At 68.0% G+C, this 18,534-nt stretch carries 16 protein-coding genes and 2 pseudogenes; 16 read left to right on the plus strand and 2 right to left on the minus strand.

What is annotated here, in order from left to right:
• Both DQP57_RS23525 and manA read left to right on the plus strand, forming a co-directional pair.
• A pseudogene (locus DQP57_RS23525) lies at positions 1–628 on the plus strand (TobH protein); the annotation flags it as partial.
• 8 nt (positions 629–636) lie between these two features.
• Positions 637–1,863, plus strand: coding sequence for a mannose-6-phosphate isomerase, class I (gene manA / locus DQP57_RS23530; RefSeq protein ID WP_112635032.1), 1,227 nt, complete (start codon positions 637–639; stop codon positions 1,861–1,863).
• Between the two features lie 7 nt (positions 1,864–1,870).
• On the opposite strand, the gene DQP57_RS23535 is transcribed toward manA, so the two are convergent.
• Positions 1,871–3,316, minus strand: a complete 1,446-nt coding sequence (locus DQP57_RS23535) for an FAD-dependent oxidoreductase (protein WP_112635033.1) — start codon at positions 3,314–3,316, stop codon at positions 1,871–1,873.
• Between the two features lie 64 nt (positions 3,317–3,380).
• Between DQP57_RS23535 and DQP57_RS23540 the strand changes: the two genes are divergently transcribed.
• The 11 genes from DQP57_RS23540 to DQP57_RS23590 all read left to right on the plus strand — a co-directional run bounded on the left by DQP57_RS23540 (position 3,381) and on the right by DQP57_RS23590 (position 14,590).
• Positions 3,381–4,898 carry an amino acid permease gene (locus tag DQP57_RS23540; RefSeq protein WP_112635034.1) on the plus strand — a complete coding sequence of 506 codons (1,518 nt, stop codon included), beginning with the start codon at positions 3,381–3,383 and terminating at the stop codon, positions 4,896–4,898.
• Between the two features lie 102 nt (positions 4,899–5,000).
• Positions 5,001–6,251, plus strand: coding sequence for an alkane 1-monooxygenase (locus DQP57_RS23545; protein ID WP_112635035.1), 1,251 nt, complete (start codon positions 5,001–5,003; stop codon positions 6,249–6,251).
• Entirely contained in the window at positions 6,248–6,421 is a 174-nt protein-coding gene (locus DQP57_RS23550; protein ID WP_112635036.1) for a rubredoxin, read from the plus strand. Before DQP57_RS23545 ends, DQP57_RS23550 begins: the two co-directional genes overlap by 4 nt.
• A complete protein-coding gene (locus DQP57_RS23555) occupies positions 6,418–6,603 on the plus strand; it encodes a rubredoxin (RefSeq protein ID WP_112635037.1) in 186 nt (61 codons plus the stop codon). The genes DQP57_RS23550 and DQP57_RS23555 overlap by 4 nt, the downstream gene beginning before the upstream one ends.
• 50 nt (positions 6,604–6,653) lie before the next feature.
• Complete coding sequence (alkX, locus tag DQP57_RS23560) at positions 6,654–7,250, plus strand: TetR family transcriptional regulator AlkX (protein ID WP_112635046.1); 597 nt, start codon at positions 6,654–6,656, stop codon at positions 7,248–7,250.
• A 110-nt stretch (positions 7,251–7,360) separates the two neighbouring features.
• On the plus strand, positions 7,361–8,833 hold the full coding sequence (ahcY, locus tag DQP57_RS23565; RefSeq protein ID WP_112635038.1) for an adenosylhomocysteinase: 1,473 nt from the start codon (positions 7,361–7,363) through the stop codon (positions 8,831–8,833).
• A gap of 58 nt (positions 8,834–8,891) precedes the next feature.
• Entirely contained in the window at positions 8,892–9,524 is a 633-nt protein-coding gene (locus tag DQP57_RS23570; RefSeq protein ID WP_112635039.1) for a dTMP kinase, read from the plus strand.
• An 80-nt stretch (positions 9,525–9,604) separates the two neighbouring features.
• Entirely contained in the window at positions 9,605–10,291 is a 687-nt protein-coding gene (gene mtrA / locus DQP57_RS23575; RefSeq protein WP_007168097.1) for a two-component system response regulator MtrA, read from the plus strand.
• 46 nt (positions 10,292–10,337) lie between these two features.
• Positions 10,338–12,014, plus strand: coding sequence for an MtrAB system histidine kinase MtrB (gene mtrB, locus DQP57_RS23580; protein WP_112635040.1), 1,677 nt, complete (start codon positions 10,338–10,340; stop codon positions 12,012–12,014).
• Complete coding sequence (gene lpqB, locus DQP57_RS23585; RefSeq protein ID WP_165821888.1) at positions 12,014–13,768, plus strand: MtrAB system accessory lipoprotein LpqB; 1,755 nt, start codon at positions 12,014–12,016, stop codon at positions 13,766–13,768. Before mtrB ends, lpqB begins: the two co-directional genes overlap by 1 nt.
• Before the next feature lie 78 nt (positions 13,769–13,846).
• Positions 13,847–14,590 carry a Crp/Fnr family transcriptional regulator gene (locus DQP57_RS23590; RefSeq protein ID WP_133259299.1) on the plus strand — a complete coding sequence of 248 codons (744 nt, stop codon included), beginning with the start codon at positions 13,847–13,849 and terminating at the stop codon, positions 14,588–14,590.
• Positions 14,591–14,764: 174 nt separating this feature from the next.
• Here DQP57_RS23590 and DQP57_RS23595 read toward each other — a convergent pair whose 3' ends face one another.
• On the minus strand, positions 14,765–15,640 hold the full coding sequence (locus DQP57_RS23595) for a class I SAM-dependent methyltransferase (RefSeq protein WP_112635043.1): 876 nt from the start codon (positions 15,638–15,640) through the stop codon (positions 14,765–14,767).
• Positions 15,641–15,868: 228 nt separating this feature from the next.
• Between DQP57_RS23595 and DQP57_RS23600 the strand changes: the two genes are divergently transcribed.
• From DQP57_RS23600 to DQP57_RS23610, 3 genes and pseudogenes are all read left to right on the plus strand, one after another.
• Positions 15,869–16,936, plus strand: a complete 1,068-nt coding sequence (locus DQP57_RS23600) for an AraC family transcriptional regulator (RefSeq protein WP_133259300.1) — start codon at positions 15,869–15,871, stop codon at positions 16,934–16,936.
• A gap of 72 nt (positions 16,937–17,008) precedes the next feature.
• A complete protein-coding gene (locus tag DQP57_RS23605) occupies positions 17,009–18,214 on the plus strand; it encodes a cytochrome P450 (protein WP_112635045.1) in 1,206 nt (401 codons plus the stop codon).
• Positions 18,215–18,280: 66 nt separating this feature from the next.
• Positions 18,281–18,534: pseudogene (locus DQP57_RS23610) on the plus strand (ComF family protein); the annotation flags it as partial.

Genomic DNA, 18,534 nt, shown 5'->3' on the forward strand with positions numbered 1-18,534 from the left:
GTTCGGGCTGTGCCGGTATCTGGCCGCCGGCCTGGCGGTGATGCACGCCCTGGACCCGCGACCGAACGTCGATCTGGGCTTGCTCGCCGACGAGCTGGACGCCGAGGCGCTGCGCAACAGCGCCGCCCGCGAGCTGTTCACCAATCCGGCGAAGCTGCTGGCCGCGCGGGTCGCCGAGCGTCAGGTCGCGCTGGCCGGCGACGGCGCCGCGACCCTGGCGCTGGCCCGGCACGGCAGCTCGGTGCTGTTGCGGGTCGCCAACCAGGTGACCCCGGCGACCGGGCTGGCGGACGCCCTGGTCGCCCTGCACGCCGCCGCGTCGGACGGGATCGTGGATCCCGACGCCGCCTTGTTCCACGACGAAGAGATCGACGGGCCGCTGCCGCCCCGGTTGCGGGTGCTGGCCGTGGTCCTGGCCGACGAGCAGCCGGGCGTGGCCGCCCGGACGGCCGGGCTCGACAACGTCTACCTGCTCGCCGCCGAGGATGTGCCCGACGGGCCCGGCGGCTCGGCCGGCTACGGCGTTTCGCCGGCACTGGGGGGCCCCGGTAGCCCCGAGCAGCAACTGGCAGTATTGGCCGTCCGGCTGGAAATGGCCGCGGTTTATATGCGACTGGTGCGGGGATAGATACAACAGTGGAACTGCTTCGCGGGGCCTTGAGAACGTACGCCTGGGGTTCGCGTACCGCCATCGCCGAATTCACCGAGCGTCCGGTGCCGGCGGCGCACCCCGAGGCGGAACTCTGGTTTGGGGCGCACCCGGGCGATCCGGCCTGGCTGGAAACGGACAACGGCGAAATCACGTTGCTCGAGGCGTTGGTCGACGACCCGGAAGGGCAGCTCGGGCCGGCGTCACGGGCCCGGTTCGGCGACGTGCTGCCGTTCCTGGTCAAGGTGCTGGCCGCCGACGAGCCGCTGTCCCTGCAGGCCCACCCCAGCGCCGCGCAGGCAGCCGAGGGCTACATGCGCGAGGAGCGGGTGGGCATCCCGCTGACCTCGCCGGTGCGCAACTACCGCGACACGTCGCACAAGCCCGAATTGCTGGTGGCGCTGCACCCGTTCGAGGCGCTGGCCGGCTTCCGGCAGGCCTCGCGCACCGTCGAACTGTTGCGGGCCCTGGCCGTCTCCGACCTGGACCCCTACATCGACTTGCTCAACGACCAGTCCGACGCGGACGGGCTGCGCGCGCTGTTCACCACGTGGATCACCGCGCCGCAGCCCGACATCGACGTGCTGGTGACCGCGGTGCTCGACGGCGCGATCGCGTATCTCAGCTCGGGGGCGACCGAATTCGCGGCCGAGGCCAAGACCGTGCTCGAGCTCGGCGAGCGTTATCCCGGCGACGCCGGGGTGCTGGCGGCGCTGCTGCTCAACCGCATCACCCTGGCGCCGGGCGAGGCCATTTTCGTCTCCGCCGGCAACCTGCACACCTACCTGCGCGGCTTCGCGGTGGAGGTGATGGCCAACTCCGACAACGTGTTACGCGGTGGGCTGACCCCCAAGCACGTCGACGTGCCGGAGCTGCTGCGCGTGCTGGACTTCGCGCCCACCACCGAGGAGCAGCTGCGTCCGCCCATCCGCCGCGAGGGCTTCGGCCTGATCTATGAGACGCCGACCGACGAGTTCGCCGTCGCGCTGCTGCAGCTCGACGACGAGTACGTCGGCCACGAGGTGGACGCGACGTGCAGCCACGACGGTCCGCAGATCCTGTTGTGCAGCCAGGGCTGCACGACGGTGCACGGCAAGTCCGGCTCGCTGACGCTGAAGCGGGGGATGGCCGCCTGGGTCGCGGCCGACGACGCCCCCATCCGGCTGGTCGCGCACGAACCCACCAAGCTGTTCAGGGCGACGGTGGGGCTGTGACGGCGGCCTAGGCCCGATGGTGGCGACCCGCTTCGCCCGGCTGCGCCGCGCTCGCGATCGCCACGCGCTCTTTGGCGGCCTGACGCCGCTCACCCAGCCAGAGCCGCAGGTTGTGCGCCATGGCGCGGCCGACGATCCGCGGCGGCGGAACCATGTAGAGGCTGTCCAGCAGGGAGAAGCGCCGCAGGAACCATTCCGCCAGAACGGGATCGGTCTCGGCGGCGCCCAGGAACTGATCGAACAGCGCCCCTGAGGGACGCCACCACCACGGGATCGTCCCCTTGGTGCCGGCGTGGTGGAACGTGACATCGCCGATGGCGTTCATCGTCCACACCGGGAAGGTGCTCTTGGCGGTGGCCCGGTTCAGTGCCGCGGCCACCTGGTCGTCGGGCAGCTGCAGCGCGCGGCGCAGATGACCGGCCTGCAGCGACGTCATCGTCATGCCCTGCCCGAAGGTGGGGTTGAAGCTGGCCACCGCGTCACCGAAGGCGAGGATGCCCGCCGGGAGGCGCTCCAGCTTGTCGTAGCGGCGCCACCTGCTGGCCGGGAAGGCGTGAAACGCCGGGTCGCCCAGCGGTTCGGCCCGCGTCAGCGCCGCGTTGAAGTGCTCCGGAAGCAGCCGGTGCGCCAGTTCCAGCATCTCGGGAAAGGTCTTCGGTGGTTTGGCGTTCGCCACGCCGAACGTGGTCAGCACCCAGGTGCCGTCCTCGTAGCACAGCATGCCCATTCCCAGGGACTCGTCGTGCGAGGCGCCGGCGACCACCACCTTCTCCGTGATCAGCCCCTCGGGGATGCGGAACTGCTGGGTGGCGTAGTGGATGCCGATGTCCATCTCTTGTTCGACCGGGCGCTGAAATCCCCACTGCGTCAACCACACCGGCAGCCGGGTGCCCCGGCCCGCCGCGTCGACGACGAGGTCCGCGGCCACGAACTCCGGCTCGTTGCCGTCCGGGTCGGCCGGATCCAGCAGCACGCCGGTCACCCGCTGGCGCGCCGGGTCGAAGCGCGGCTCGGCCACCGAGCGCCGCGCCAGGGTGACGTTGTCGATGCCGCGCACCCGGGTGCGCAACTGCCACTCCAGGTGGGGGCGGCTGGGCACGTAGGCGGTGAACTCGTCGCGCAACGTGTGGCCGGTGCCCAGCACGTGGCCCGCGGCGCCCAGGTGGATGCAGTCGGGCCGGTTTTCCAGTTTGGGCACGCCGGCGGCCACCATGTCGTCGAGCAGCCCGGGGAAGAGGTCCTCGAATTCCATCGCCCCGCGCGCCATCAGCATGTGCAGGTGCCGGTCCTGGGGCACCGCCGCCCGGTTCGCCGGTCCGGTGGGCAATTCGTCGCGCTCGTAGACCGTCACCCGCGAATACGCCTGCGAGAGCACCCGCGCGGCGCAAAGGCCCGCGATGCTTCCCCCGATGACGACGGCGTGATCCCTGGCCGTTGCTGTGCTGTCCGGCATTGGCGGAGAGTACCCAGTACTGTGACGGACCAAATGGCTCCCAGCGTTGGGAAAGGGCTCATGCATGGCCAATCGATGGCGGACCAAGTCGATCGAGCAATCAATCGCCGACACCGACGAGCCGGACACCAAGCTGCGCAAGGACCTGACCTGGCGAGACCTGGTCGTCTTCGGTGTCGCGGTGGTGATCGGGGCGGGCATCTTCACGGTCACCGCGTCCACCACCGGCGACATCACCGGCCCCGCCATCTGGGTGTCGTTCGTGATCGCGGCGGGCACCTGCGCGCTGGCCGCGCTGTGCTACGCCGAGTTCGCCTCGATGTTGCCGGTGGCCGGTAGCGCCTACACCTTCTCCTATGCCACCTTCGGGGAGTTCTTGGCCTGGATCATCGGCTGGAACCTGGTGCTGGAATTGGCGATCGGTGCCGCCGTGGTGGCCAAGGGCTGGTCGAGCTACCTGGGCACGGTGTTCGGATTCGCCGGCGGCACAGCGAAATTCGGCTCGGTCCAGCTGGACTGGGGGGCGTTGGTGATCGTCGGCGGCGTGGCCACCCTGATCGCGTTGGGCACGAAGTTGTCATCGAGGTTCTCCGCGGTGGTCACCGCGATCAAGGTGTCGGTGGTGATCTTTGTCGTGGTGGTCGGCGTGTTCTACATCAAGCGGGCCAACTACTCGCCGTTCATTCCGAAGGCGGAGGCCGGCGGCGAGGCCAAGGGCATCGACCAGTCCGTCCTGTCGTTGCTGACCGGCGCGCACAGCAGCCACTACGGCTGGTACGGCGTGTTGGCGGGGGCGTCCATCGTGTTCTTCGCGTTCGTCGGGTTCGACATCGTCGCCACCATGGCCGAAGAGACCAAGAACCCGCAGCGCGACGTGCCGCGGGGAATCCTGGCGTCGCTGGGCATCGTGACCCTGCTCTACGTCGCGGTCGCGGTGGTGCTGTCCGGCATGGTGTCCTACACCCAGCTCAAGACGGTCCGGGGCCGCGGGCAGGCCAATCTGGCCACGGCCTTCACCGCGAACGGCATCCACTGGGCGAGCAAGATCATCTCCATCGGCGCGCTGGCCGGCCTGACCACCGTGGTGATGGTGCTGATGCTCGGCCAGTGCCGGGTCCTGTTCGCGATGGCGCGCGACGGGCTGTTGCCGCGGTCGTTGGCCAAGACGGGATCGCGGGGCACCCCGGTGCGGATCACCGTGCTGGTCGCCCTGGTGGTGGCCGTGACCGCGTCGGTGTTTCCCATCACCAAGCTCGAGGAGATGGTGAACGTCGGAACCCTGTTCGCCTTCGTCCTGGTCTCGGCCGGCGTGATCGTGTTGCGCCGCACGCGGCCGGACCTGGAACGCGGTTTCAAGGCGCCGTGGGTGCCGGTGCTGCCGATCGCGTCGATCGCCGCGTGCCTGTGGCTGATGCTCAACCTCACCGCGCTCACCTGGGTCCGGTTCGGGGTGTGGTTGGTGGTCGGCACGGCGATCTACGCCGGCTACGGCTATTGGCATTCGCTGCAGGGCCGGCGGGCGGAAGGGGAGGCCCAGCCCAGCGAGTCGCTGGAGGCCGATCCGCACAGCCCGGTGCCCTAGCCAACCATTCTTTACAAATACCCGCTGTTTGTCTAGACACAAGACGCAGACGGCAGTATTGTCCAACCTCAACGTGGTGTGACTCACAAGGAGGTTTGGCAGATGACCACATTCGAACCGCAAGTCGGCCAGGAATCCGAGCCGCTCGTCTGGCGTGACAAGAAGCGCCGCCTGTGGCTGATGGGGCTGATCGCGCCGACGGCGCTGTTCGTGGTGTTGCCGCTCGTCTGGGGCCTCAACCGGCTCGGCTGGCACGCCGCCGCGCAAGTGCCGCTGTGGATCGGGCCGATCCTGCTGTGGGTCCTGTTGCCGATCCTGGACCTGCGTTTCGGTCCCGACGGGCAGAACCCGCCCGACGAGGTCATGGAGCGTTTGGAGAACGACAAGTACTACCGCTACTGCACTTACGTGTACATCCCGTTCCAGTACCTGAGCGTGGTGATGGGCGCCTACCTGTTCACCGCCTCGAACCTGGGATGGCTCGGATTTGACGGCGGCCTTGGCTGGGCGGGCAAGCTGGGCCTGGCCCTGTCGGTCGGCGTGCTGGGCGGCGTCGGCATCAACACCGCGCACGAGATGGGCCACAAGAAGGACTCGCTGGAACGCTGGCTGGCCAAGATCACCCTGGCCCAAACCTGCTACGGGCACTTCTACATCGAGCACAACCGCGGCCACCACGTGCGCGTCGCCACCCCGGAGGACCCCGCGTCGGCCCGCTTCGGGGAGACGTTCTGGGAGTTCTTGCCGCGCAGCGTATTCGGCAGCCTGCGCTCGTCGCTGACGTTGGAGGCGCAACGGATCCGCCGGCAGGGTGCAAGTCCGTGGCACCCCAAGACCTATCTGTCCAACGACGTGCTCAACGCCTGGCTGATGTCGGTGGTGCTGTGGGGCGCGCTCATCGCGATCTTCGGCCCGGCGCTGATCGGCTTCGTGGTCATCCAGGCGGTCTTCGGCTTCAGCCTGCTCGAGTCGGTCAACTACCTGGAGCACTACGGCCTACTGCGGCAGAAGAATTCGAGCGGCCGCTACGAGCGCTGCACCCCGGCGCACAGCTGGAACTCCGACCACGTGGTGACCAACCTGTTCCTCTACCACCTGCAGCGGCACAGCGACCACCACGCCAACCCGACCCGCCGGTACCAGACGCTGCGCAGCATGGACGGCGCTCCCAACCTGCCCAGCGGCTACGCCTCGATGATCTCGCTCACCTACTTTCCGCCGCTGTGGCGCAGGGTGATGGATCACCGGGTGCTGGAGCATTACGACGGCGACATCACCCGCGTCAACATCGCGCCGCGGCTGCGTGAGAAGCTGCTGGCCCGCTACGGGGCCGCCCAGGCGGGCCTGGCATGACCGCCTTCCGCTGCCCGGGCTGCGATTACGTCTACGACGAGGCGAAAGGCGAACCGCGGGAAGGCTTTCGGCCGGGCACACCCTTCGCCGACATCCCCGAGGACTGGTGCTGCCCCGATTGTGCGGTGCGCGAGAAGGTCGATTTCGAACTAGTAGGAGTGAACCCATGAGCGAGGACTACAAGCTGTTCGTCTGCGTGCAGTGCGGCTTCGAATACGACGAGGCCAAGGGCTGGCCCGAGGACGGCATCGCCCCCGGGACCCGCTGGGACGACATTCCCGAGGACTGGAGCTGCCCGGACTGCGGCGCGGCGAAGACCGACTTCGAAATGGTCGAGATCGCCCGGCCGTGATCACCGCCGATGCGGCCGCCAAAGCCGCTATTGTCGCGCCTGTGAAGCGGATGCCCTACGCCGAGGCCTCGCGCGCCCTGCTGCGCGACTCGGTGCTGGACGCGATGCGGGACCTGCTGGGAACCCGGGACTGGTCCGCCATCACCCTGTCGGACGTGGCCCGCGCCGCGGGCATCAGCCGGCAGACGATCTACAACGAGTTCGGCTCGCGCCAGGGCCTGGCGCAGGGGTATGCGCTGCGCCTGGCCGATCGCCTGGTCGACGCCGTCGGGTCCGCGATCGACGCCAACGTCGGGCACATCCACGAGGCGTTCCTGCAGGGTTTCCGTTCCTTCTTCGCCGAGTCGGCCGCCGACCCGCTGGTGATCTCGCTGCTCACCGGCGTGGCCAAACCCGACCTGCTGCAGCTCATCACCACCGACAGCGCGCCCATCATCAACCGGGCCTCCGAGCGGCTGACCACGGCGCTGACGCAGAGCTGGGTGGCCACCAGCGACGAGGACGCCGGTGTGCTGGCGCGGGCCATCGTGCGGCTGGCGCTGAGCTACGTGTCGATGCCACCAGAGGCGGACCACGACGTGGCGGCCGATCTGGCCCGGTTGATGACGCCGTTCGCCGAACGGCACGGCGTCGTCAACGTCCCCTGAGTCCTTCCCTGAACCGAGGTCGGCGCGCACCCGCGACTACAGTGGCGCAAGAACATACCTAAGCTAATTACCGCTTGGATCCGAGCGAGCCGAAAAAGGAAGAACACGCTATGACGACGACCGAAAACGCACTCACCCCCGACGTTCGAAACGGCATCGATTTCAAGGTCGCCGATTTGTCGTTGGCGGATTACGGTCGCCGGGACATCGAGCTCTCGGAGCAGGAGATGCCGGGTCTGATGTCGCTGCGCCGCGAGTACCACGACGTGCAGCCGCTCAAGGGCGCGCGCATCTCCGGTTCGCTGCACATGACCGTGCAGACCGCGGTGCTGATCGAGACCCTCGTCGCGCTGGGCGCCGAGGTGCGCTGGGCGTCCTGCAACATCTTCTCCACCCAGGACCACGCCGCGGCCGCGGTGGTCGTCGGCCCGCACGGCACCCCCGAGGAGCCCAAGGGCGTTCCGGTGTACGCGTGGAAGGGCGAGACGCTCGAGGAGTACTGGTGGGCGGCCGAGCAGGTGCTGACGTGGCCCGACGAGCCGGCCAACATGATTTTGGACGACGGCGGGGACGCCACCATGCTGGTGCTGCGCGGCGCGCAGTACGAGAAGGCCGGCGTCGTGCCGCCCGACGACGAGGACGACTCGACCGAGCACCGCGTGTTTTTGAACCTGCTGCGCAAGCGCTTCGAGACCGACAAGGACAAGTGGACCAAGATCGCCGCGTCGATCAAGGGTGTCTCGGAGGAGACCACCACCGGCGTGCTGCGGCTCTACCAGTTCGCCGCGGCCGGTGACCTGGCGTTCCCGGCGATCAACGTCAACGACTCGGTCACCAAGAGCAAGTTCGACAACAAGTACGGCTGCCGGCACTCGCTGATCGACGGCATCAACCGCGGCACCGACGTGCTGATCGGCGGCAAGAAGGTCCTGATCTGCGGCTACGGCGACGTCGGCAAGGGTTCGGCCGAGTCGGTCGCGGGCCAGGGCGCGCGGGTCACCGTCACCGAGATCGACCCGATCAACGCCCTGCAGGCGCTGATGGAGGGCTTCGACGTCAAGCGGGTGGAGGACGTGATCGGCGAGGCCGACATCATCATCACCACCACCGGGAACAAGGACATCATCACCCTCGAGCACATGAAGGCGATGAAGGACAAGGCGATCCTGGGCAACATCGGCCACTTCGACAACGAGATCCAGGTCGCACGGCTGGAGAAGTCCGGCGCCACCAAGACCAACATCCGCCCGCAGGTGGACCTGTGGACGTTCCCGGACACCGGCAAGTCGATCATCCTGCTGTCCGAGGGCCGGCTGCTGAACCTGGGCAACGCCACCGGACACCCGTCGTTCGTGATGAGCAACAGCTTCTCCAACCAGGTCATCGCCCAGGTCGAGCTCTGGACCAAGAACGACGAGTACGACAACGAGGTCTACCGGCTGCCCAAGCACCTCGACGAGAAGGTGGCGCGCATCCACGTCGAGGCGCTCGGCGGCCAGCTGACCAAGCTGACCAAGGAGCAGGCCGAGTACATCGGCGTCGACGTCGACGGCCCCTACAAGGCCGACCACTACCGCTACTGAGCCGCCCGGCCGCCGAGTGTCGCGCCGGCGTGGCACTCGGCGGCGATAGGCTCGCGCCGTGCTGATCGCGATCGAAGGCATTGACGGCGCCGGCAAGCGGACGCTGACGGACAAGCTGCGCAACGTCTTCGAAGCGGACGGCAAGTCGGTTGCCATGCTGGCCTTCCCCCGGTACGGGCAGTCGGTGATCGCCGACCTCGCGGCCGAGGCCCTGCACGGCGAGCACGGTGATCTCGCGTCGTCGGCCTATGCCATGGCGATGCTGTTCGCGCTGGATCGCGCCGGGGCCGTCGCCGACATCGAGGCGCTGCGCCGCGAGCACGACGTGGTGATCATGGATCGCTACGTCGCCTCCAACGCGGCCTACACGGCAGCCCGTCTGCATCAGGACGCGGGCGGGCCGGCCGTGGCATGGATACACGCGCTGGAGTACGGGCGCCTCGGCCTGCCCGCGCCCGACTGGCAGGTGCTGCTCGCGGTGACGGCCGAGCTGGCGGGGCAGCGGGCCCGCAGCCGGGCCGAGTCCGATCCGGGCCGGGCGCGCGACAGCTACGAACGCGACGACGGGCTGCAGCAACGCACCGGCGCGGTCTACGCCGGGCTGGCCGCCGCGGCCTGGGGTGGCCGTTGGCGCAGCGTCGACGCGGACGTCGATCCGGGCCGGCTGGCCGCCGATTTGGCCGCCAACTAGCACAGATTTGTCACGATTCGGCCGTTTCGAAGGAGAAACGCCCGTGTGATGTCCGAGCTTTGTCCCGATCTGGTGACACCATGGACTCCATGAGGCAAAGGATTTTGGTCGTCGATGACGACGCTTCGCTCGCCGAGATGCTCACCATCGTGCTTCGTGGGGAGGGTTTCGACACCGCGGTCATCGGTGACGGCACCCAGGCCCTGACTGCGGTGCGCGAACTGCGCCCCGATTTGGTGTTGTTGGACCTGATGCTGCCCGGCATGAACGGCATCGACGTGTGCCGGGTGCTGCGCGCCGACTCCGGCGTGCCGATCGTGATGCTGACCGCCAAGACCGACACCGTCGACGTGGTCCTGGGCCTCGAGTCGGGCGCCGACGACTACATCATGAAGCCGTTCAAGCCCAAGGAGCTGGTGGCGCGGGTGCGGGCGCGGCTGCGGCGCAACGACGACGAGCCCGCCGAGATGCTGTCCATCGCCGACGTCGAGATCGACGTGCCGGCGCACAAGGTCACCCGCAACGGCGAGCAGATCTCCCTGACACCGCTGGAATTCGACTTGCTGGTGGCGTTGGCGCGCAAACCGCGGCAGGTGTTTACTCGTGATGTGCTGCTCGAACAGGTGTGGGGCTATCGTCACCCGGCGGATACCCGCCTGGTGAACGTGCACGTCCAGCGTCTGCGCGCCAAGGTTGAGAAAGACCCTGAAAACCCGACCGTAGTGTTGACCGTTCGAGGAGTGGGTTACAAGGCCGGACCTCCGTGACCGGCGGCGACGTCGTAGAGCGTCGCGTTAGGGAGGAGCGCCGGCAGTGATCTGGGGCTCCCGGCGACGCACTCGGAGCCGCTGGGGACGTTCCGGCCCCATGTCTCGTGGCATGGGCGCGGTGAGTCGCGCTGTGGCCATCGCCTGGCGGCGCTCGTTGCAACTGCGGGTGGTGGCGCTGACCCTGGGGCTGTCCCTGGCGGTCATCCTGGCGCTCGGATTCGTGTTGACCTCTCAGGTCACCAACCGCGTGCTCGACGTCAAGGTCAAGGCCGCCATCGAACAGATCGAGCGGGCGCGCACCACCGTGGGCGGGATCGTCAACGGCGAAGAGGCGCGGTCCCTGGACAGCAGCCTGCAGCTGGCGCGCAACACGCTGACCTCCAAGACCGACCCGGCCTCCGGCGCGGGGTTGGCCGGGGCGTTCGACGCGGTGCTGATGGTGCCGGGCGACGGCCCGCGCGCGGCGACCACCGCCGGCCCCGTCGACCAGGTGCCCGCTTCGTTGCGCGGCTTCGTCAAGGCCGGGCAGGCGTCCTACCAGTACGCCACCGTGCACACCGACGGGTTCTCCGGACCGGCGCTGATCGTCGGCACGCCGGCGTCGTCTCAGGTGGCCAACCTGGAGCTGTACCTGATTTTTCCGCTCAAGAACGAGCAGGCCACCATCCAGCTGGTGCGCGGCACCATGATCACCGGCGGCGCGGTGCTGCTGGTGCTGCTGGCCGGCATCGCGCTGCTGGTGTCGCGGCAGGTGGTGGTGCCGGTGCGATCGGCGTCGCGGATCGCCGAACGCTTCGCCGAAGGGCATCTGTCCGAACGCATGCCGGTGCGCGGCGAGGACGACATGGCCCGGCTGGCCATGTCCTTCAACGACATGGCCGAGAGCCTGTCGCGCCAGATCACCCAGCTGGAGGAGTTCGGTAATCTGCAGCGCCGCTTCACTTCCGACGTCAGCCACGAACTGCGCACCCCGCTGACCACCGTGCGGATGGCCGCCGACCTGATCTATGACCACAGCGCCGACCTGGATCCCACGCTGGCGCGCTCCACCGAGCTGATGGTCAACGAGCTGGACCGGTTCGAGTCACTGCTCAACGACCTGCTGGAAATCTCCCGGCACGACGCCGGTGTCGCGGAGCTGTCGGTCGAGGCCGTCGATCTGCGCACCACGGTGCAGAGCGCGCTGAGCAACGTCGGGCATCTGGCCGAGGACGCCGGCATCGAGCTGAAGGTGGACCTGCCGACCGAAGAGGTGATCGCCGAAGTCGACACCCGCCGGGTGGAGCGGATCCTGCGCAACCTGATCGCCAACGCCATCGACCACGCCGAGCACAAGCCGGTCAAGATCCGGATGGCCGCCGACGAGGACACGGTGGCCGTCACCGTCCGCGACTACGGGGTGGGGCTGCGGCCCGGCGAGGAGAAGTTGGTGTTCAGCCGGTTCTGGCGGGCCGACCCGTCGCGGGTGCGTCGTTCCGGGGGCACCGGGCTGGGCCTGGCCATCAGCATCGAGGACGCGCGACTGCACCAGGGCCGCTTGGAGGCGTGGGGCGAACCCGGGGAGGGCTCGTGCTTCCGGCTGACGCTGCCGTTGGTGCGCGGTCACAAGGTCACCACCAGCCCGCTGCCCATGAAGCCGATTCCGCAGCCCCCGTCCACCGGCCCGCAGCACGCGAAAGACCGTACGCGGCAACGAGAGCCGGCCGAGAGGACCCCGTGATGCGGCGGCTGTTGGGTCTGCTGATGCTGGCCATGCTGCTCGCCGGCTGCGCCGGGGTGCCCAGTTCGTCGGCGCCGCAGGCCATCGGCACCGTCGAGCGGCCGGCGCCGTCGAACCTGCCCAAGCCGACGCCGGGCATGGACCCCGACGTGCTGCTGCGCGAATTCTTCAAGGCCACAGCCGATCCCGCGAACCGTCACCTGGCCGCCCGACAGTTCCTCACCCAGTCGGCGTCCAACGCGTGGGACGACGCCGGCAGCGCGTTGCTGATCGACCACGTAGTGTTCGTCGAAACGCGTGCGGCCGAACGGGTTTCGGCGACCATGCGGGCGGACATCTTGGGTTCGCTGTCCGACGTGGGGGTGTTCGAGACCGCCGAGGGCGTGCTGCCCGACCCCGGGCCGATCGAATTGGTCAAGACCTCCGGCGGCTGGCGCATCGACCGGCTGCCCAACGGGGTGTTCCTGGACTGGCAGCAGTTCCAGTCCACCTACAAACGCAACACGCTGTACTTCGCCGACCCCACCGGCAAGACGGTGGTCCCCGACCCGCGCTACGTCGCGGTGCCCGACCACGACCAGTTGGCCACCGAGCTCATCTCCAAGGTGATCGCCGGGCCGCGCCCGGAGATGGCGCACACGGTGCGCAACCTGCTCGCCCCGCCGCTACGGCTGCGCGGGCCGGTGACCCGCGCCGACGGCGGCAAGAACGGCATCGGGCGCGGCTACGGCGGCGCGCGGGTCGAGCTCGAGAAGCTGTCCACCACCGATCCGCATAGCCGGCAACTGCTTGCGGCACAGATCATTTGGACCCTGGCCAGGGCCGACATCCGCGGGCCCTATGTGATCAACGCCGACGGCGCGCCCCTGGACGACCGGTTCCGCGACGGATGGACCACCTCCGACGTCGCGGCCACCGATCCCGGCGCCGCCGACGGCGCCGGGGCGGGGCTGCACGCACTGGTTAGCGGCTCGCTGGTGTCGTTGGACGGCCAGCACACCGTCACGGTGCCCGGGGCGTTCGGCCGGGTGGGCGACCAGACCGGCGCCGCGCTGTCGCGCACCGGCCGGCAGGTGGCGTCGGTGGTGACGCTGCACCGCGGCGCGCCGGACATGGCCGCGTCCCTGTGGATCGGTGATCTCGGCCAGGAAGCGGTGCAGGCCGCCGACGGGCACAGCCTGTCGCGGCCCACCTGGTCGCTGGACGACGTGGTGTGGGTGGTCATCGACGGCAACAACGTGTTGCGGGCCATCCAGGAGCCGGCCTCCGGCCAACCCGCCCGCCTGCCGGTGGATTCGGTGGCGGTGGCGACCCGGTTCCCGGGGCCGATCACCGACCTGCAGCTGTCGCGCGACAGCACCCGCGCCGCGATGGTGATCGGCGGCCAGGTGATCCTGGCCAGCGTCGAGCAGACCCAGGCCGGGCAGTACGCCCTGACCTTCCCGCGCCGGCTCGGATTCGGGTTGGGCAATTCGGTGGTGTCGCTGTCGTGGCGCACCGGTGACGACATCGTGGTGACCCGCACCGACGCCAGCCATCCGGTGTCCTACGTGAACATCGACGGGGTGAACTCCGACGCGCCGCCGCACGGCCTGCAGATGCCGGTGACGACGGTGGTCGCCAACCCGTCGACGGCCTACGTCGCGGGACCCCAAGGGGTGCTGCAGTATTCGCCGTCGGCCGACGGTCAGCAGGGCTGGTCGGAGGTGCCCGGGCTCACGGTGCCCGGGGCGGCACCGGTGCTGCCGGGCTAGCGATCGCCAGCGCGGCGTGGCCACGATCATGCGCGCAACGGCTAGGCCATTTCCGTTGAATTGCATAGCTTTACCCTCGTGCGAACACGCCGCCATTGTGAAAGCCGCGACGTCTATCAGGCATTGGGCGCAACCGGCCTCTTTGCCAGGACCGACCCAGCGGTGGTATCGGACTTTTCCACCCAGCTCGAGCCGCAACGATTCCCGCGGGGGCACCGGATTGACGCGCAATCCGACTTTGACGGCCACGTCTACGTCATCGTCTCCGGAAAGGCTGAACTGACGTTTCGGTGCCCCGACGGCCGCGAGATCGGGCTCACGGTCCTCGGTCCGTCCCAAATCTTCGGTGTCAAAACACTTTTCGATCCTGATTCGCGTGGCTTCAGCCTGACAACACTGACCGATGTGGTGGTCGCGCCGATCGCACGCGATCAACTCCTCGTCTGGATGGCCAAACGACCGGAGATCGGCGAGCAACTACTGCGGCTGTTCGCCCGGTGGGCCAGGGAGGCGGCGAACTCGCTGGTCGACTTCGCGTTGGCCGATGCCCGAAGCCGCACTGCGAGCCGGCTGTTGATGTTGAGCCAGCGGTTTGGTTGGCGCGACGGCGACGCGGTGCGTGTGGTTCACGACATGGCATTGACGGATTTCGCCATGCTGGTGGGAGCCGCTCCGCGCGTGGTCGACGCGACGTTGCGCGATTTCGCGGAATGCGGCTCGATTCGCCTGGAACGCGGCAGCGTGGTGATCACCGACGCCCAGGCGCTCGACTCGGCGGCCCGCGGGTGCGGTGATCGCGGACGCGGTGAGGGGGCGCAGTGAGACGCGCTGTCCGACCGGGAACGCGATTGATTCTGCTGCTGGGATTCCGGTGGGGCGGCATTTCCAGCGCTCGCGCCGTCTCGCGACAGTATCGAATTCTATTGCGCGCTGCTGCAACTCGAGCCCGATCGTTGTCGACGGGATCGGCTTTGTGACCTTGCCCGTCAACGGAACCTAGCTATCTGCGAGGCGACCGGTGAGGTTCGTCGGATCGGGTTTGGTGGCCTTGAGGCCATACATGACGGGAAACGTCGGCTCGCTCGGCGGCAGTGTCCACCACCCGCCATCGGCGCGCACCATCCGCGGCCAGCGGGGCCAAGGCAGAAGGTCTGTCTCCGTGAGGCTTTCGATGACCAGACCGGCCCGTGCGATGGCGGTGACAACATCCCCCAGGCCGTGTGGCCACTCGTAGTGTCGGGTGGGACCGCGCAGGGGCGGGCCGTCGGTGTAGCTGTGGGCGCTGTCGCGCTCGACAGGACCGCGCCCACCTAGATAGTCGTGCCGAATGGTCAAATCGTCTGGCAATCCCGGCTTCTGGGTGGTGCCCAGCGCGTTCAGCAACGGATGAAACTCCACCACATAGAGGAACCCCCCGGGCCTGAGCAGTCTCGTCACCGTGTCGTCCCAGGCCGGTAGGTCCGGCAGGTAGCAGAGCGCCCCCTTGCCCGTATAGACGATGTCGAACCGCTGCGCCCCAAGCACGTCGACGGCGTCATAGACGTCGGCGCACACATAGTCGATCGACAAGCCGAACTGGCACGCAATCTGCCGGGCTTCCCGCACGGAAGCGCTCGAGAAATCCAGCCCGGTGGTCGTCGCGCCCTTGCGGGCGAAGGCCATCGTCTCCGTGCCCAAATGGCATTGCAGATGCACGATCTCGCGATCCACGAGCGGGCCGAGGTCGCGCCATTCGAACGGGGCAAACCAGCTCATCGGGTCGCGACTGCCGATGCCGTAGAACCGGCTCTGCGCGTGGACCGGTACCCGCGCGTCCCAATTGCGCATGTTGGCATCGAGCTTGGCTCGCACACCGTCGTCGAACGCAGCCATCACGCGAAATGCTGTGCGCTGGTGATCGATAAAGTCGGCACGCCTTCATCTTTGCGAACTTTGGGGGCGATCACAACGCATGCCGATGGCGTCCCTCGTTAATCGCATGCCGCCCGATGAAGGCGTTCCTGCCGTCGGCAAAGGCGGTCGACATCGTCAGAGGCCGACGTGTGCACGATCGTGGCCATTTCGCGCAAATGCGCGGGAACGGGCAGACGCGCGTTGCCCATGTCGGCGGATCAGTGCAATATCGTTAGCGTTACCGTTGGCGTAGCGCGGGTGGGAGAGATGTTGGCGAGTCCAGTCGAGCGACACAGTGCGCAAGGGGCAGAAAATGTTTCGGCGGCGTCTGACTGGGGCTCGCTGAGGAGTTTCGACGAGTTCGCCCTCGCTTGCTGTGGCCGCCCGCACTTGAAGCTGAAGACCGACCCCGAATCGTTTTCCTTGGTTCAGCGGCTGGGTCAGATGGGTCCGGTAACGGTTTCCGAATTCGTCGTCGGTTCGGATACGTGGATGGATAACGGCGCCGAATGCGGCGCGTATCGCGTGCTGGTCCTGGAGACCGGACGCACGGAACGGGTCCGCAGCGGATTGACGTTCAGCGCCGGTCCCGGCACCGCGACCGTGTACGCGCCGCGCGGGCTGGGTGCGGCGCGGTGGGCGGCGGGAACCAAGATGACCTGTTTTCGGATCGACGCCTGCACGGCTAACGACGCACTCAGCGATGCGCTCGGTCACTCCGCGGCGGCACACATCGACCTCAACCCCGTGCTACCGATGCGCGCAGAACCGACTCGAAGCTGGATCGACATGCTCTTGCTGTTCAAGGAGCAGTTCTTCCGTCCGGACGGCTTGCTCAATCACCCCATGGTCGGGCTGCCGTTTGCCGAGAGCTTGGTGCGCGGCTTTTGGCTGGCCGTCGAGCACGGCCATCGTGATGCCCTCGCCGGTACAGCGCGCCTGATCGCGCCACGCGCCATCCGCACCGCGATCGAAATCATCCAAGAGGAAGCGCATGCGCCACTGACCCTGACGGCAATCTCCGCCCGGTGCAACGTCAGCGTCCGGTCGCTGCAGCAGGGTTTTCAGCGGTACCTCGGCACCTCCCCGATGTCCTACCTCCGCGAAGTCCGGCTACGCCGCGCGCACCAGGCGCTGCTGCATTCCGACCCGTCGACGACAACGGTGGCCTCGGTGGCGTACCACTGGGGCTTCAGCAACCTCGGCCGGTTCGCCGCCGTGCATGCCGCTCGCTACGGTGAGCCACCCGCGCAGACCTTGCGGCGCTCCGCGTAGCTGCGTCTTCCGGCCGCCGATGCGCGCGCTGTGGCTAGGCGAGTTCCGTTGGCACGCCTAGCGTTAACGCGCATGGGGGACACCTGGCAGACACCCGACATAGATCTCACGGACGGCCACTTCTACGCCAACGGCCGCGCCCGCGAAGCGTATCGCTGGATGCGGGCGAATCAGCCGATCTTCCGCGACCGCAACGACCTGGCCGCGGCCGCTACGTACCGGGCCGTCATCGATGTCGAGCGCAACCCGCAGCTGTTTTCCAATGCCGGCGGCATCCGGCCCGCATACCCGGCGATGCCGTACATGATCGACATGGACGATCCGGAACACCTGGTGCGGCGCAGGCTGGTCAGCGCGGCGTTCACCGGCAGGAGGATAAAGGACAAGTCGTCGTCGATCTCGAGGTTGTGCGACGAGTTGATCGACGACGTGTGCGAGGCCGGAGCTTGCGACTTCGTCCGCGACATCGCCGCACCGCTGCCGATGGCGGTGATCGGCGACATGCTCGGGGTGCTGCCCGACGACCGCGCGACGCTGCTGAAATGGTCCGAAGAGCTGGTGGGCGGCCCGAGGTCGCCGGATGAGGCTTCGCTGCAAGCGGTCATGGACGCGTTTGGCGCGTACACCTCGTTCGCCAAGGAAACCATCGCGCAGCGCCGGCGGGAACCGACCGACGACCTGTTCAGTGTGCTGGCAAACGCCGAAGTCGCCGGCCGGAGGTTGTCGGACGACGAACTGATTTACGAGTCACTGCTGATCCTCATCGGCGGCGACGAAACCACCCGGCACACCCTCTCGGGCGGGATCGAGCGATTGCTGCGGCATCGCGACCAATGGGAGCGGCTACGACGAGACCCGAGTCTGCTGCCCGGGGCGGTGGAGGAGATGCTGCGGTGGACCTCGCCGATCAAGAACATGTGCCGCACGCTTGCCGCGGAAACCGAGTTCCACGGGGTCCGGCTCCATCGCGGCGAAAAGATCCTGCTCTTGTTCGAGTCGGCCAACTTCGACGAAGACGTTTTCGGCGACCCGGACCGTTTCCGTATCGACCGGGACCCGAACAATCACCTGGCGTTCGGCTTCGGCACGCATTTCTGCCTGGGAAATCAGTTGGCGCGCTTGGAACTTTCGTTGATGCTCGCACGGGTGCTCGACCGGCTGCCCGACCTACGGCTCGCGAGCTGCGCACAGGTTCCGTTGCGGCCGGCCAACTTCGTCAGCGGACCGGAGTCGATGCCAGTGGTCTTTACGCCATCGGAGCCCATCGGCCAGCGATGATGGAAGCCTCCGGTAACTAGCTAGCGCAAGGCCAACCATGTCAGCCCCGCCCGGCACACTGGCGTCATGCTCGACCTGTTCCTACCCGCCGAATGCGGCGGCTGCGGGGCACCGTCGACCCGGTGGTGCGACGCCTGCGCCGCGGAGCTGACGGTCCAACTCGATCAGCCGCACGTGGTGAACCCGCGCATCGACGCGGGCGTCCCGGTGTTCGCGCTCGGCCGCTACGCCAACGCGCGCCGGCACGCGATCCTGGCGCTCAAGGAGCAGGGCCGGACGGATCTGGTCGACCCGCTGGCGCGGGCCCTGGCCGTCGGCGT

Origin of the sequence: Mycobacterium colombiense (assembly GCF_003284935.1) — a bacterium.
GTDB lineage: Bacteria > Actinomycetota > Actinomycetes > Mycobacteriales > Mycobacteriaceae > Mycobacterium > Mycobacterium arosiense_A.

Excerpts from the sequence above, each read along its gene's own strand:
- DQP57_RS23535 (WP_112635033.1), bottom strand. The coding sequence starts at position 3,316 with ATGCCGGACAGCACAGCAACGGCCAGGGATCACGCCGTCGTCATCGGG.
- DQP57_RS23540 (WP_112635034.1), top strand. The coding sequence starts at position 3,381 with ATGGCCAATCGATGGCGGACCAAGTCGATCGAGCAATCAATCGCCGAC.
- DQP57_RS23545 (WP_112635035.1), top strand. The coding sequence starts at position 5,001 with ATGACCACATTCGAACCGCAAGTCGGCCAGGAATCCGAGCCGCTCGTC.
- DQP57_RS23550 (WP_112635036.1), top strand. The coding sequence starts at position 6,248 with ATGACCGCCTTCCGCTGCCCGGGCTGCGATTACGTCTACGACGAGGCG.
- DQP57_RS23555 (WP_112635037.1), top strand. The coding sequence starts at position 6,418 with ATGAGCGAGGACTACAAGCTGTTCGTCTGCGTGCAGTGCGGCTTCGAA.
- alkX (WP_112635046.1), top strand. The coding sequence starts at position 6,654 with ATGCCCTACGCCGAGGCCTCGCGCGCCCTGCTGCGCGACTCGGTGCTG.
- ahcY (WP_112635038.1), top strand. The coding sequence starts at position 7,361 with ATGACGACGACCGAAAACGCACTCACCCCCGACGTTCGAAACGGCATC.
- mtrA (WP_007168097.1), top strand. The coding sequence starts at position 9,605 with ATGGACTCCATGAGGCAAAGGATTTTGGTCGTCGATGACGACGCTTCG.
- lpqB (WP_165821888.1), top strand. The coding sequence starts at position 12,014 with ATGCGGCGGCTGTTGGGTCTGCTGATGCTGGCCATGCTGCTCGCCGGC.
- DQP57_RS23595 (WP_112635043.1), bottom strand. The coding sequence starts at position 15,640 with ATGGCTGCGTTCGACGACGGTGTGCGAGCCAAGCTCGATGCCAACATG.
- DQP57_RS23600 (WP_133259300.1), top strand. The coding sequence starts at position 15,869 with ATGTCGGCGGATCAGTGCAATATCGTTAGCGTTACCGTTGGCGTAGCG.
- DQP57_RS23605 (WP_112635045.1), top strand. The coding sequence starts at position 17,009 with ATGGGGGACACCTGGCAGACACCCGACATAGATCTCACGGACGGCCAC.